Here is a 12,923-nt window from a genome sequence, read left to right as displayed (position 1 = left end):
AAGGAAAGGCTCCAAAGTCGATGCATGGTAGTCCGGAAAATGAGGCTGAACGTCTTGAGGCATTGCGTGCGATCGCGATCCTGAACACGGAACGGACCCCGGAATTCGATGCCATCGTCGAGGCCGTCGCCGAGATTTTCGACTGTCCGATCGCGCTGGTATCGCTGGTGGATGATGACTACCAGTGGTTCAAGGCCCGCTGTGGCATCGAACTCGACGGTACGCCGATGGACGTTGCCTTCTGCAACTGGACCATCCGCAGCGCGCGCCCGTTGATCGTGCCGGATGCCACCAAGGACCCCCGTTTTTGCGACAATCCACTGGTCACCGGCGAGCCGCATGTCCGCTTTTATGCCGGCTGCCCGGTTTCGATCGATGGCGTGCATCGTCTCGGTGCTCTGTGCGTGGTTGATACCGTGCCGCGCCAGCCGAGCGAGGCGCAGGTCCGTCAACTTTGCCGGCTGGCCACGGCTGTGGAAGGGTTGATCCGCTCCCATGCACATGCGCTGGAGGTGACGCGCGCCCGGTCCGAGGCCGACCTCCTGAACCGGAAACACCGGGAACGACTGGCGCTGCTGGAGGATGTTGTCGGCGTGGCCGGTGTCGGCGGCTGGCAACTGGATATGAAAACGCGCCAGGTGACGTGGACCCGGCAGACGCGGCAGATCCACGAAGTCGCCGAGGATTATCAGCCCACGCTTGAAACTGCGTTGGCGTTCTATCCTCCCGAAGCGCGGAGGAAGGTCGAGGAGGCCATCGGGCGCTGCCAGACCGATGGCTCCGGTTGGGACCTTGAAGTGCCGTTCCGCACCGCCACCGGTCGCTCGCGCTGGGTCCATGCGGTCGGTCGGGTTATCGTGGAAAATGGCGAGGTCCGCCGCCTTGTGGGGGCCATTCGTGACGTCACACCGCAAAAAGCCGCGGATCTGCACATTCGCCGCTCCGAAACCCTTTACAAATCGACGCTTGAGGCCCTGACGGAGGGGATTCTCGTCTTGGGGCGGGATGGGCAGATCTGCTCCTTCAACCCGGCCGCCTGCCGGATCCTCGGGCTGCCGGCGGAGCAGTTGGCCACGGCGCATATCGGCGAAATCGCCCGGCTGTTTCATCCGGCTTCGAGTGCGGAGGACGGGAAGGGCAATCCGTTCCTGCGTGTTCTGGACGCGGAAGAAGGAAAAACCACGACCCTGAGCCTGTGCGGCGATGCGGAAACCGGCCAGCGCTGGTTGACGATCAACGTGGTGCGGATCGCCGAACGGTATGAGGATGGCGAGGCGACGATGGTCGTCTCGTTGACCGATATCACCGAGGTGAAGCGTCAGGCGGACATGCTGGCCGGGGTGTTCGAGAACTTTCCCGGCGGCGTCGTCTTCTTCGATCGGGACATGTGCCTGCAGGCCTACAACGAGGCGTTCAAGAAACTGCTTGATATGCCGGAGGAATTCCTGGCGCAGAAGCCGGATCTGGAAGCCTATTTCCGCTTCAACGTGAACCGCAGCGAGTATGGCGAGGGCGAGGCCGATACGATTATCCGTGAGCGGGTGGAGCGCCTGTGCAGCGGCGAGGCGCACAGCTACGAGCGGGTGCGCCCGGATGGAACGGTTCTTGAGATCAAGGGCACGCCGGTCCCCGGTGGCGGCCTTGTGCTGACTTTCGCGGACATCACCGAACGCAAGCAGACCGAGCGTCGCTATATCGAGAATGAACGGATCGCGCGGGAGAAATCGACTGAGCTTGAAATCACCCTGGCGAACATGAACCAGGGGGTGAGTGTGTTCGACGGCGAAGCTCGTCTGGTGCTCTGGAACCGCCAGTATATCGATCTGTTCGAGATGACCCCCGAGGAAGCATGGACCGGTGCCCCCCTGACCGAGTTGGTCGAGGCCAGGAAGGCGCGGGGGGATTTCGACGGGGATGTGACGGATTACGTGGCGGACCTGCGGGCTCGGCTGCAGGCTGGCGAGGTGGTGCGGGTGCGGTTCCATCTGGGCTGTGGCCGTACCGTTCTCACGGTCCACGCTCCGCTACCCGATGGCGGCTGGATCGGCACCCACGAGGATGTGACGGAGCAGGACAAGGCGTCCGAACGGATCCTGCATGCGGCGCATCATGACACGCTGACCGGTCTCGCCAATCGCTCGCTGTTCAACCGGCGTCTTGAAGAGGCAGTTGCCGACGCGGCCGGCGGGACCGCAGGCTATGTGCTGATGCTGCTGGACCTCGACCGGTTCAAGGCAGTGAACGATACCTATGGCCATGGGGCCGGCGATGCGCTGCTTGAGGAGGTGGCGCGGCGTCTTCGCAAGTCCGTTCGCGATACGGATCTGGTCGCCCGTTTCGGCGGCGACGAATTCGCCGTCATTCTGGAAAAGGTCGAGGACCGCGAGCTGGCGGGCATTGCCGCGCGGATCATCGAGACCCTGGGGCAGGCGGTCGATGTCGGCGAGAACCTGGCATCGGTCGGTGTCAGTCTGGGCATTGCCCGCATGCCGATTGGAGCAAGCGATATCCGTGCGGTCATGAGAAATGCCGATGCCGCCCTTTATCAGGTCAAGCAAGAGGGCGGCAACGGCTATCGGCTCTTTCGGCCGCAGGAGACCAAGGCGCTGTAGCGCCGATGTCATGGCCCGGCGCGAGGCGCACTCCCGGGCGGGGCAAGCGGCCGTTTAGTCGAGGTCGACCCGCACCGGCCAATGGTCCGACCCGGTCGCCGTATCGTCGATGCTCACCGCGCGGACCCGATGGCGCAGGGAGGCGGAGACAAAGCAATGGTCGATGCGGCTGCCGGTCGGATTGCTGCTGCCGCCGTTTTCGTCGTTGCCGGCCGCCACATAGGCATCGACCAGCCCGTCGGTGTTGCACAGCCGGCCGTAGCGACCGGTCATCGGGCCGGTGAGGGCGGCATATTCCGGGCTGGTGTTGGTGCAGTTCATGTCGCCGACCAGCACCAAATCACGCGGCATCGGCGGCATCTCGCCCTCGGTCCAGCCTGCCGCCGGGTCCGGGTGACCGCCGCACCAGGCGCCGCCCTCCGCCGGGGCCCGGCGCAGGATGTCGAGGATTGCCTCGATCTGCGGCATGCGGGTTTCAGAGCACAGGTGGCTGAGGTGCACGCTGTAGAAGCGGATCGGCCCGGTGCCGGGATCGATCACCGTTTCCAGCAGCCCCTGCTGGATCGAATGCTGGTCGAGGGTGCCGAATTTCGGCAGCGGAAAGTTGCGCGAGGAGATGATCGGGAAGCGCGACAGCACCATGGTGCCGAACTGGCGCCGCCGGTTCACCAGCCTGCCGCCCTCGTCGCGGTAGCTGGCATCCATGTCGAGATTGGCGCCATAGACCCAATGATGGTCCGGCAGCAGCGCGGCCAGCGCCTCCGCCTCATCGACCATGCCCGAACGCTGCCAGTAGCGCTCAACCTCCTGCAGGCCGATGATATCGCCATCGCGGATCTCGTCGGCGATGCGCGCAAGGTCGTAGCGACCATCGATGCCAAGGCCGTACTGGATGTTGTAGCTGATGATCCTCATGCTGAAAGCTCCGCCTCGGCCGCGGCATAGAGCGCGGGCTGGTCGAGATTGACATAGTCGACGCCGGCCTCGGCGATCTGCCGGAACACCGCCGGATCCTCACCGGGGTAGTAGATCATGGTCTCGTGATCGAGCTCGCGGCAGGATGCGAGCACCGCCGGCGTTGCCTCATCCACCTCCATTTCGACCATCGCCGCGCCAAACAGCGGCCGGGCGAGGGAAGGGGTGCGGGCAATGTCGAGGGTGATCATCGCCCGCATGTCGGGGGCGGCCGCGCGCATGGCCGCGCGCATCTCCGGCTTGAAGGAGAACCAGAAGATATCCTTGGCCATGCCGAGGTCGCGGATCATCCGCGCCAGCTTGGCCGGGTCGCACCACTTCAGTTCCACATAGGCGCCGGCGCGGCCCTTGAGGTTTTCCAGGAAGGCGTCGAGACGGGGCACCCGTTCGCCGGCAAACCGGGGATCGAACCAGCTTCCCGCATCGAGCGCGTCGATCTCCGCCGAGCTCATCCGGGCGATTGCGCCGGAGCCGTTGGTGGTGCGGTCGACGGTCTGGTCGTGCATCACGTAGAGCACGCCATCGGCGCTTTCGCGCACATCCAGTTCGATATAGGCACCTCCCAGCTCCAGCGCCTTTTCCGCCGAGGCGAAGGTGTTTTCAGGTGCGAGCCGGCAGGCGCCGCGATGACAGACCATTTTCGTGCGGGTCAAAACGAAATCTCCACGCGGATTGCTTCGTGATCGGAAAGGTTTTCACCATCGGGGCCGGTGGCGGCGACGACGGCGGGGGCGGAACAGGCAAGGCCACGGGCGAAGAACCAGTCGATCTTCTTCAGCCTGCGGTCATCGGTCGCCGTCCAGGGATGGTTGCGGGTGGTCGGCTCGGCGGTGTTGCAGGCATGCCAGTCGAAGCCAGCCTCGGCAAGCCGGGCGAACATCGGTTCTGCCTCCTGCGGGCGCTCCAGCAGTGCCGTGCCTTCCAGCCCCGCGTGCATCAGCCCGATCGTGTTGAAGTCGCCGCCGATCAGCACCGGGGCCTCGCCGCAAAGCCGTTCCACATGCGCCAGCAGGGCCGCCATTTCCCGGCCGCGCTCCGCCGGGCCGAGGCGGCTTTCGAAATGCACCGCCACCACCCAGAACGGGCGGGGTGCCGTGTGGCGCACGGCGATCGCCATACGGCTGCCGATGCGGCGCTGATCGCGCTGCGCCGCGTCGATGTACCAGAAGCCGTCATCGTCGAGCGGCAACAGCGCCGCCCGGTCGATGGCAAGACGGCTGAGAACCCCATTGCCATGCAAGCCCCCCAGGTTGCGTTCGCCCGCATGTTCGCCTTGCTCGCGCAGATCGCCAAGACCCAGTTCGATGAATTCGGTGCCGAAGGCCGCGCCCATGGCCAAGCGTTCGGCGAGTTCCGCCGAGGTGTCCCGGTTGCCGGCACGGGCCATGCCAAGGTCGAGCTCCGTCAACAGGCAGATATCGGCCTGCTCGCGAGCAAGAACGGCGGCACTTTCCGCCACATGCTTGCAGCGTTCCAGATTCCAGGAGACCACCGTCAGCCGGGAGCCTGGTGCGGCGGCGATAGCGGGCTGGCTGAGGCGCACATGGTCGAAACAGCCGGAGGTGCGGCGCAGCTCCGCATGCCGTTCCGGCGTGGCGGTGCCGCTATTGGCGGCGGTGCGCCAGTCTTCGGACGGCGGTGTCAGGGTGGCGGAGGTCGCGGTGACGACCGGCCAGGTGGAGCGCTCAGACATGGGCGCAAACTCCATGCATCAGCCGCGTGGTTGCGGCGTCGAACACCAGACTGTCGTCCCCGTCGAAGGTGAGGGAGAGCTTCGCGCCGGGCGCAAGGCGCGGCATCGAGGTGGCTTCGAGGAAGTGCAGGGAGCCAATCGGGGTATCGGCGGTGTAGAGCGTTTCCCGGCCCATCGGCTCGCTGGCTGTGATCGTCGCGGCCAGTCCCGCCGTAGCCGATCCGGCCTCCGCCTCGCGGATATGCTCCGGCCGCAGTCCCAGCTTGACAGGACCGCCGTGGTCCGCACCGGCACCGGTTGCGCGCAGACGCTTGTCACCGATCTCCAGCGTGTCGCCGGCAAGCCGGGCGTCGATCAGGTTGATCGGCGGCGAGCCGATGAAGGCGGCGACGAAGGTGGTCTCCGGCGCCCGGTAAAGATCGGTTGGCGTGCCGATCTGCTCGACCCGGCCCGCATTCATGCAGATGATCCGGTCGGCCATGGTGGTCGCCTCGATCTGGTCGTGGGTGACGAGGATGGTCGTCACCCCGAGTTCGCGCTGGATTCTGCGGATTTCCGCGCGCATGGACAGGCGCAAGGTGGCGTCGAGATTGGACAGCGGCTCATCGAGCAAGAGCAGGTTCGGCTTTTTGACCAGCGCGCGGGCCAGCGCCACGCGCTGCTGCTGGCCGCCGGAGAGCTGCCCGGGGCGCCGGTCGAGCAGGTTTTCGATCTGCACCAGCCGGGCGATCTCCCGTGCCTCCCGTTCCGCGTCAGTCCGGGGGACCTTCTTGAAGCGCAGCGGAAACAGGATGTTCTGCAACACGGTCATGTTCGGATAGAGCGCGTAGGACTGGAACACGATGCCGACATTGCGGTCGCGCGCCTCCACATCGTTGACGCGCGCGCCGTCGAAGCGGATGTCGCCGCTGCTCGGCGCATAGATGCCGGCCAGCATGAACAGCGTGGTGGACTTGCCGCAGCCAGAGGGGCCGAGAACGGCGACGAATTCGCCATCCTTCAGGTCAAGGCTGATGTCATCGACGGCAACGGCCGTCCCCCAGTCCTTGGTGACGTTTTGAAGATCGACGCGGGCCATGATTTATCCTTTGACGCCGCCAAGCGTCAGTTGCGTGAGGTATTTCTGGAGGAAGAGGTAGAGCAGGAGGCTCGGCAGCATGTAGAACACGCTGACGGCGGCGACGAGGCCATAGTCGACGCCCATGACATCTTCCGCGACATAGTAGAGATAGGTGGACATCACCCAGTAGGAATTGCCGGTCCTGAGGGCGGTGACGAAGACATACTCCTCCCAGCCCTTGATGAAACCGAGCACGGAGATGGCGATGATGCCGCCACGCACCTGCGGCAGGACCACATGGCGGAACGCCTGGCGGCGGGTGGCGCCATCGGTCATCGCGCTCATCTCGATGTCCCAGGGGACAGCATCGAAGAAGCCCTTCATGATGAAGATGTAGAAGGGCAGGTCGATCACCGTGAGAACCAGGATCGGGCCGCTGAGGGTGTTGAGCAGGCCGACCCAGAAGATCACCAGGAAGATCGGGATCGTCAGCATCCACGGGTGGAACACTTCCAGCAGCAAAAGGCTTTGCAGGAAGAAGGACCGGCCGCGAAAGGCAAAGCGCGAAAGGTAGTAGCCGGCCAGCGTGGCAACGATCACCTTCAGGGTCATGGAGGTTATGGCGACCAGCAGCGAATTGCCGAACGCCTCCCACACCCAGGGGAACTGGCCGCCGATGGTCGCCGCCCCGCGAATGTCCTCGATCAGGTTGGGATTGACGAGAAAGCGGTAGTTGTTGAGGTGAAGGTCCGCGCCGATCAGCACGTAGAGCCCGATGAGGCAAAGGCCGCCGAGCAACAGGCCGGCGATGATCCGCGCGCGGACGGACGCGATGAAGGTATGCACGCCTGCATAGGCGAGCACGCAAGGCACCAGCACGGCGCAGGCCTTCCACAGGACGGCGGCCTCGACCCCGCCGGTGCGGGCGGAGACGGAGATCACCACCACCCAGAAGAACGGCAGGATCACCGGCAGGGACACCAGCGTCAGGAAGGCGAGCAGCAGGCCGCTGCGCACGCGCCGGCCGCGCCGGGCTCGCGTCGCGAGCCGGTTCCAGTCAATGGCGGTCATCACTGCACCTCGATTTTCGGCTTGGCGAGCAACGCCTTCATGTTGGACATGCGCCACATGAACATGGCCGTTGCCATGCCGATGACGATCAGGATCAGGGTGATCGCCGCGCCATAGGCGTATTGGCCCGAGCCGATATCCGGCGCGAGGGTCTTGGTATAGGCCAGCATCGCCATGGTCATGGTCGAGCGCGAGGCGCCCATGATCAGGAAGATGTATTCAAAGCTCACCAGCAGGGAGAGGGTCTGGAACACGGTGATGTAGCTGAGCGGCCAGCGCAGCGCCGGCAGGACGATGTGCCAGGTGATGGCCATCGGCCCGGCTCCGTCGGCCCGGGCGGCGTGGAACAGATGCTTGGGGATCGAGCGGATGGCGCTGGTCAGGATCAGCATGCCGATGGAGGCGCCGATGAAGCCGTTGGCCATCACGATCAGCACCATCGGGTGATCCAGCATCATGTTGATCGGCTCCAGGCCGAAGACATTGATCAGCACCTGGTTGAGCAGGCCGCGTTCGGTCGGATCGACCACCCAGATCCACAGCAGGCCGTAGACCACGGAAGGGGACATGCGCGGCAACAGCCAGACCGCGCGGAAGAACGCGCCGAGCCTGTCGCTCAAGGCGGTTGTCGTCAGCGCCAGGATCAGGCCGAAGGTGATGTTGAAGATGGTCAGGGTGCAGAAGACGTAGATCGCGGTCAGCGACAGCGCGCGGTAGAAGGAGCCGCGCAGCTCGAAGCCGAACCAGGCATCATCGCTGGGCCGGACCAGCTTGTTGAATTGCCGTGTTGTGAATTCGCCGATGGTCACCGTCTGGGCCATGTCGGTGAAGGCGACTACCAGATCGACGACGATCGGTACGACGAGCAGGGCAAACAGGAGAATGATCGCCGGGCCGAGAAAGATGAGCGCGTTGCTGGCCTGGCGCGCGGAAGCTGAGGAGGGCATGGGCTGGAAACCGGGTGGCGGGGGGCACGGCGACGCCGTGCCCCCCGGATGAAAGGGATCAGTCGAGAATGATGACGTCTTCGCCAAGCTCGGTCTCGAGCTCTTCGATGACCATCTCGACCGCCTCATCCACGGTCATTTCACCGGTTTCCACCGCCTGTACGCCCTGGAAGGTGATGGCGTTGTACTGGCCGACGCGCGGATGGTTCGGCATGAACTCGGCGTATTCCAGCAGCGGCACGCCGGCAACCAGGCCCCAGCCTTCCTTCTGGAAGGCGGGCATGGCCATCTGGCCGTAGTTGATCGGCGTGTGGTTGGTGGTGACCGCGTGGCGGGTGTTCGGCACGTGCTGGGAGGCAAGGGCCACGAGCATCGCCGCCAGGTCCTTGTTCGGCGTGTCGCCGACCACATAGACGATCGGGTGCGACAGGTTCTTCGGCGTGCCGCCCTTTTCGCCGGCCGGTGCGTTGATCCAGGTGATCTTCTTGAAATAGGCGTCCTTGTCGAGCGGATCGATGCCGAAGGCCTCGAGCTGGGCGCCGAGGTTCCAGATGCCGTGGAACTTGGCCACTGCCTTCTCGCCGCGGAAGGCGGCATGGACGCTATCCCAGGAGTAGCTGGTCATGTCGGCGGGAATCGCGCCCTGATCGACGCAGGTCTTCAGCCAGCCGTAGTATTTTGTCAGGCCGGATTTGGAGACCTGCAGGCGAGCTTCCTCGTCGTTGTACATGTCGATGCCGAAGGCGGCCATCGCCATCTGGAAGTCCGGGCCGACGTTCGGGCGATGCACCAGACCGAGCTCGGAGGCGCCCGCATCCTTCACCTCGGCGGCGAGGGTGCACATGTCGGCCATGGTGAACTCACCGGCATTGACCTTGGCCGGCAGGCTGGCAATGAACTCCTCGGACTTGCCCGCCTTGCGCAGCATGTCGTTGTTGAGGAAGAACATCCGCACTTCGCCGTCCTGCGGCACGCCGTAGCGCGCGCCCTTGTAGCTGACCGCGTTCCAAAGGGTGGGGATGATGTCGTCGTAAAGGTTCGGATTGGCGGCGATGTGCTCTTCCAGATTGGCGGCAAGGCCGGCCTGGACGAAGGAGCCGATCCACTCATGGGCGGCGACGATGATGTCCGGCGTGTCGCCGACCGAATGCGCCTTAAGCACATCAAGGGCGTCGGCATCGAAGCCCTTGGCGTTGGTCTCGATCAGCTCGACCTTGACGCTTTTGTCGGAGCCGCTGGCCGCGAGCATCTGGTTGAGGGTCTTGGCCGCTTCGACGACATTGCCGGCGCGCAGCGGGCCCGAGCGGTCGGCGCGCGACCAGAGAGTGAGGGTGATTTCCTCGGCGAAGGCGGGGGAGGCGGCACCCGTCAGGGTCGCCGCGGCCATGCCGGCCGCGATAAGGCTGCGAAAAGTCATCCGATGGCTCCATGAGTTGGCGCGGGGCGGCGTGGAAGGAGGAGCTTCCAGCGCGCCCCGATCCGGGCCTTGGAACACATCGGTGCGACAGTGCAGTTTCAGTTTCTTGGCAGTTTTGTGAATGGCAATCGGAAGGCCCGCGCCGCCTCAGGGCGTTTCCGGATCTTCGCTGTCGGCGGTCAGGGACTGTTCCGCTTCCTCGGTCGGCTGGCGGGTAAAGCCGCTGACGCCGGCGGTTTCCTGATAGTCCCGCTTGATGTCCACCGGGCTCACCACGTAGCAGGTGATCAGCTCCGCCAGCGAGCGCAGCGCATGCATGTGGATGCGCTCATAGCCGTGTGAGCTGTCGACACCGAAGGTGATCAGCGCGGTGCGCACATCCGCGCCCGCCTCCAGGGCGCTGGCCGAATCCGACCGGTAGTAGCGGAACACATCCTTCTGGTAGCGGATGTCGTTCTCCTGACACAGTTCCACCAGCTTCTTGGTCAGGTGGTAGTCGAACGGGCCGGTCTGATCGGCCATGGAGAAGGTGACGCCGAACTCGCTGGAGTTCTGCCCCGGGGCGGTGGTCCCATTGTCCACCGTCAGCATGGAGGCGACCTCCGGCATCAGGATCGACGAGGCGCCGACCCCCACCTCCTCGGCAATGGTGAACAGCCAGTGGATGTCCACCGGGGTTTCGGCTCCGGCCTCGTTCAACGCCTTCAGCGCCGCCAGCGTGACCGCGACCCCGGCCTTGTTGTCCAGGTGGCGGGAGATGATGAAACCGTTGTCGAGGAACTCCGACTGCGGGTCGATGGAGACGATGTCGCCGACCTCGATACCGAGCCGGTCCAGATCGTCCTTGCTGTAGGCCAACGCGTCGACGCGCATCTCCACATGGTCCCAGCCGACCGGCAGGGTGTCGATCTCGTCGTTGAACGTGTGGCCGGAGGATTTCAGTGGCAGGATGGTGCCGCGATAGGCGCCGGAGCCGGTGAAGATCGTGGTGCGCGCGCCTTCCGCAAAGCGCGCCGACCAGTGGCCGATCGGCACCAGCGACAGCCGGCCGTTGTCCTTGAGGAACTTGACCTGCGCGCCGAGGGTGTCGAGATGGGAGACGATGGCGCGGGCGCCGCTGTCCCGGGCGCCTTTGCGGACGGCCCGGATCGCGCCGCGCCGGGTCAGTTCCACCTGGAGCCCGAGTCGTTCCAGCTCCACGGAGACGAAGTGGACCACCGTGTCGGTGTATCCGGTCGGGCTGGGGATGTTCAACAGCGCCTGAAGTGTTTCGGACAGGTAGTCGGTGTCGATTGTCAGGCGCATCATGCCTCGCTTGCCGTCTGGGGTGTCTCCGAGGCAGCCTGCCGCACTGGCGCGGGAATGGACAGGGGAAACAACAGGTCGATGAACCGTTCCGCCGTCGGCTGCGGCTCGTGGTTGGCCAGGCCCGGGCGTTCGTTGGCCTCGATGAAACGGTACTCCGGCAGGGTGGGCGCCTTGACCATCAGGTCGATGCCGGTGACCGGAATGTCGATGGCCCGCGCCGCCGCCACCGCCGCCTCCACCAGAACCGGATGAACGATGTCGGTCACATCGTGGATCGTGCCGCCGGTGTGAAGGTTCGCGGTCCGGCGCACCTGCAACTCGGTGCCTGCCTCCAGAACGCTGTCCATGTCGTAGCCGACCTGGCGGATGGTGCGTTCGGTCTCCGCATCGATGGGAATGTGCGATTCCCCGCCCGTGGCGGCGAGGCGCCGCCGGCTTTGCGCGGCGATCAACTCGCCGATCGGCTGCTGGCCGTTTCCGACAATCACCGGCGGACGGCGGACGGCGGCGGCCACCAGCTTGTAGTTGATGACGATCAGGCGCAGGTCCTCGCCGGTCACGCATTCCTCGATCAGCACCGTGTCGCAAATCTTGCCTGCGGTCTCGACCGCCGCCGCGATCTCGGTCATGTCGGTGAGGCCGACGGCGACGCCGCGCCCTTGTTCGCCGCGCGCCGGCTTGACCACCACCTTGCCGTGGGCGGCGAGAAACGCTTCCAACTCCGCCCGGGGCGCATCGGCCAGGATCTGCTGCGGGACGGCAACGCCGGCCGCCTCGACGACGGCGCGGGTGGCGGTCTTGTCGTCGCAGACCGACATGGCGACGGCGCTGGTCATGTCCGACAGGCTTTCGCGGCAGCGGATCGTCCGTCCGCCTTGCGACAGGGAGAAAAAGCCGCGCTCCGCGTCGCTGACCTCCACATGAATGCCGCGTCGCCTGGCTTCCTTGACGATGATCGTCGCATAAGGGTTCAGCTCGGCGTCCACTTCCGGCCCGGTGTAAAGGGTCTCGTTGATCGGGTTCTTGCGCTTGACGGTGAAATAGGGAACTCGCTCGAAGCCGAGTTTTTCGTAAAGGGCGATGGCCTGCTCGTTGTCATGCATCACCGACAAATCGAGATGGGCAAGGCCGCGGGCGGAAAAATACTCCGCCAGATGCCGCACAAGCGCCTGGCCGACGCCCGGATGGCGCGCTTGCGGATCGACTGCGAGGCACCACAGCGAGCCGCCCCGTTCCGGATCGTTGAAGGCGCGGGCGTGATCGACACCGGTCACGGTGCCGAGGATGTCGCCGGTGACCTCGTCTTCGGCAACGAAATAGCAGATCGAGCGGGCGTCGCGCTTGGCCCAGAAGAAATCCGGCGGCACCGCCACCATGCCGCGCGCCGCATAGATCCGGTTGATGGCATTGGCGTCGGCCTGGGCGGTCAGCCGGCGCAGGAAGAAGCCCTTGGGCGCCCGGCGCGAGGGGCGATAGGTCGACAGGTTGAGGCGGAACGTGTGAGAGGGGTCGAGAAACAGCTCCTGCGGCGCGTTCGCCAGAAGCACATGCGGATCGCGCACATAGACCGCGATGTCGCGCCGGTCGGGAAGCTCGCCCTGCAGCTTGGCCAGCAGCGGCTCCGGATCGGCGAAGGTCTGGCCGAAGATCAGCCGCCCCCAGCCAAGGTCCAGCGCGCAGTTCTCAACGAGTGTCGGCCCGTCCTGATCCTGTACTCCGATCGGTGGTTTCAGTCCGTGTTCACGCATCCGCTTCAGCCGATGCGTGTAGGCATCGCGGCCGCGCGCCTCTCGGGGCGGGCGCCCCGAGCCCTCGCCAGCGGGTTTCTTGCCGGTCATGT

The 12,923-nt window shown here is 65.1% G+C and carries 10 protein-coding genes; 1 reads left to right on the top strand and 9 read right to left on the bottom strand.

What is annotated here, in order from left to right; all coding sequences use genetic code 11:
• Positions 1-20 precede the first annotated feature (20 nt).
• Entirely contained in the window at positions 21-2,612 is a 2,592-nt protein-coding gene (locus tag IEV83_RS12470) for a sensor domain-containing diguanylate cyclase (RefSeq protein ID WP_181761723.1), read from the top strand.
• A gap of 54 nt (positions 2,613-2,666) precedes the next feature.
• On the opposite strand, the gene IEV83_RS12465 is transcribed toward IEV83_RS12470, so the two are convergent.
• The 9 genes from IEV83_RS12465 to ngg form a co-directional block, all read right to left on the bottom strand.
• Positions 2,667-3,527, bottom strand: a complete 861-nt coding sequence (locus IEV83_RS12465; RefSeq protein WP_181761722.1) for an endonuclease/exonuclease/phosphatase family protein — start codon at positions 3,525-3,527, stop codon at positions 2,667-2,669.
• Positions 3,524-4,240, bottom strand: coding sequence for a glycerophosphodiester phosphodiesterase (locus IEV83_RS12460; RefSeq protein WP_244628163.1), 717 nt, complete (start codon positions 4,238-4,240; stop codon positions 3,524-3,526). Before IEV83_RS12460 ends, IEV83_RS12465 begins: the two co-directional genes overlap by 4 nt.
• Entirely contained in the window at positions 4,237-5,280 is a 1,044-nt protein-coding gene (locus IEV83_RS12455; RefSeq protein ID WP_181761721.1) for an endonuclease/exonuclease/phosphatase family protein, read from the bottom strand. The genes IEV83_RS12460 and IEV83_RS12455 overlap by 4 nt, the downstream gene beginning before the upstream one ends.
• The gene (locus IEV83_RS12450) at positions 5,273-6,358 is read right to left on the bottom strand and encodes an ABC transporter ATP-binding protein (protein ID WP_181761720.1); all 1,086 of its coding nucleotides are present in this window, start codon (positions 6,356-6,358) and stop codon (positions 5,273-5,275) included. The genes IEV83_RS12455 and IEV83_RS12450 overlap by 8 nt, the downstream gene beginning before the upstream one ends.
• 3 nt (positions 6,359-6,361) lie before the next feature.
• Complete coding sequence (locus IEV83_RS12445; protein WP_181761719.1) at positions 6,362-7,411, bottom strand: carbohydrate ABC transporter permease; 1,050 nt, start codon at positions 7,409-7,411, stop codon at positions 6,362-6,364.
• Positions 7,411-8,358, bottom strand: coding sequence for a carbohydrate ABC transporter permease (locus IEV83_RS12440; RefSeq protein ID WP_181761718.1), 948 nt, complete (start codon positions 8,356-8,358; stop codon positions 7,411-7,413). The genes IEV83_RS12445 and IEV83_RS12440 overlap by 1 nt, the downstream gene beginning before the upstream one ends.
• Before the next feature lie 58 nt (positions 8,359-8,416).
• Positions 8,417-9,775, bottom strand: a complete 1,359-nt coding sequence (locus IEV83_RS12435) for a sugar ABC transporter substrate-binding protein (RefSeq protein ID WP_181761717.1) — start codon at positions 9,773-9,775, stop codon at positions 8,417-8,419.
• Between the two features lie 147 nt (positions 9,776-9,922).
• A complete protein-coding gene (locus IEV83_RS12430; protein WP_181761716.1) occupies positions 9,923-11,083 on the bottom strand; it encodes an osmoprotectant NAGGN system M42 family peptidase in 1,161 nt (386 codons plus the stop codon).
• Complete coding sequence (gene ngg / locus IEV83_RS12425) at positions 11,080-12,921, bottom strand: N-acetylglutaminylglutamine synthetase (protein WP_181761715.1); 1,842 nt, start codon at positions 12,919-12,921, stop codon at positions 11,080-11,082. The genes IEV83_RS12430 and ngg overlap by 4 nt, the downstream gene beginning before the upstream one ends.
• Between the last annotated feature and the right edge of the window lie 2 nt (positions 12,922-12,923).

The sequence above is a fragment of the Stappia taiwanensis genome, from assembly GCF_014635285.1.
Lineage (GTDB): Bacteria > Pseudomonadota > Alphaproteobacteria > Rhizobiales > Stappiaceae > Stappia > Stappia taiwanensis.
This window is presented reverse-complemented; position numbering and strand designations above follow the sequence as displayed.

What these genes read in the sequence shown, in the direction of transcription:
- IEV83_RS12470 (WP_181761723.1), top strand. Translation starts at nt 21, where the DNA reads ATGCATGGTAGTCCGGAAAATGAGGCTGAACGTCTTGAGGCATTGCGT.
- IEV83_RS12465 (WP_181761722.1), bottom strand. Translation starts at nt 3,527, where the DNA reads ATGAGGATCATCAGCTACAACATCCAGTACGGCCTTGGCATCGATGGT.
- IEV83_RS12455 (WP_181761721.1), bottom strand. Translation starts at nt 5,280, where the DNA reads ATGTCTGAGCGCTCCACCTGGCCGGTCGTCACCGCGACCTCCGCCACC.
- IEV83_RS12450 (WP_181761720.1), bottom strand. Translation starts at nt 6,358, where the DNA reads ATGGCCCGCGTCGATCTTCAAAACGTCACCAAGGACTGGGGGACGGCC.
- IEV83_RS12445 (WP_181761719.1), bottom strand. Translation starts at nt 7,411, where the DNA reads ATGACCGCCATTGACTGGAACCGGCTCGCGACGCGAGCCCGGCGCGGC.
- IEV83_RS12440 (WP_181761718.1), bottom strand. Translation starts at nt 8,358, where the DNA reads ATGCCCTCCTCAGCTTCCGCGCGCCAGGCCAGCAACGCGCTCATCTTT.
- IEV83_RS12435 (WP_181761717.1), bottom strand. Translation starts at nt 9,775, where the DNA reads ATGACTTTTCGCAGCCTTATCGCGGCCGGCATGGCCGCGGCGACCCTG.
- IEV83_RS12430 (WP_181761716.1), bottom strand. Translation starts at nt 11,083, where the DNA reads ATGATGCGCCTGACAATCGACACCGACTACCTGTCCGAAACACTTCAG.
- ngg (WP_181761715.1), bottom strand. Translation starts at nt 12,921, where the DNA reads ATGACCGGCAAGAAACCCGCTGGCGAGGGCTCGGGGCGCCCGCCCCGA.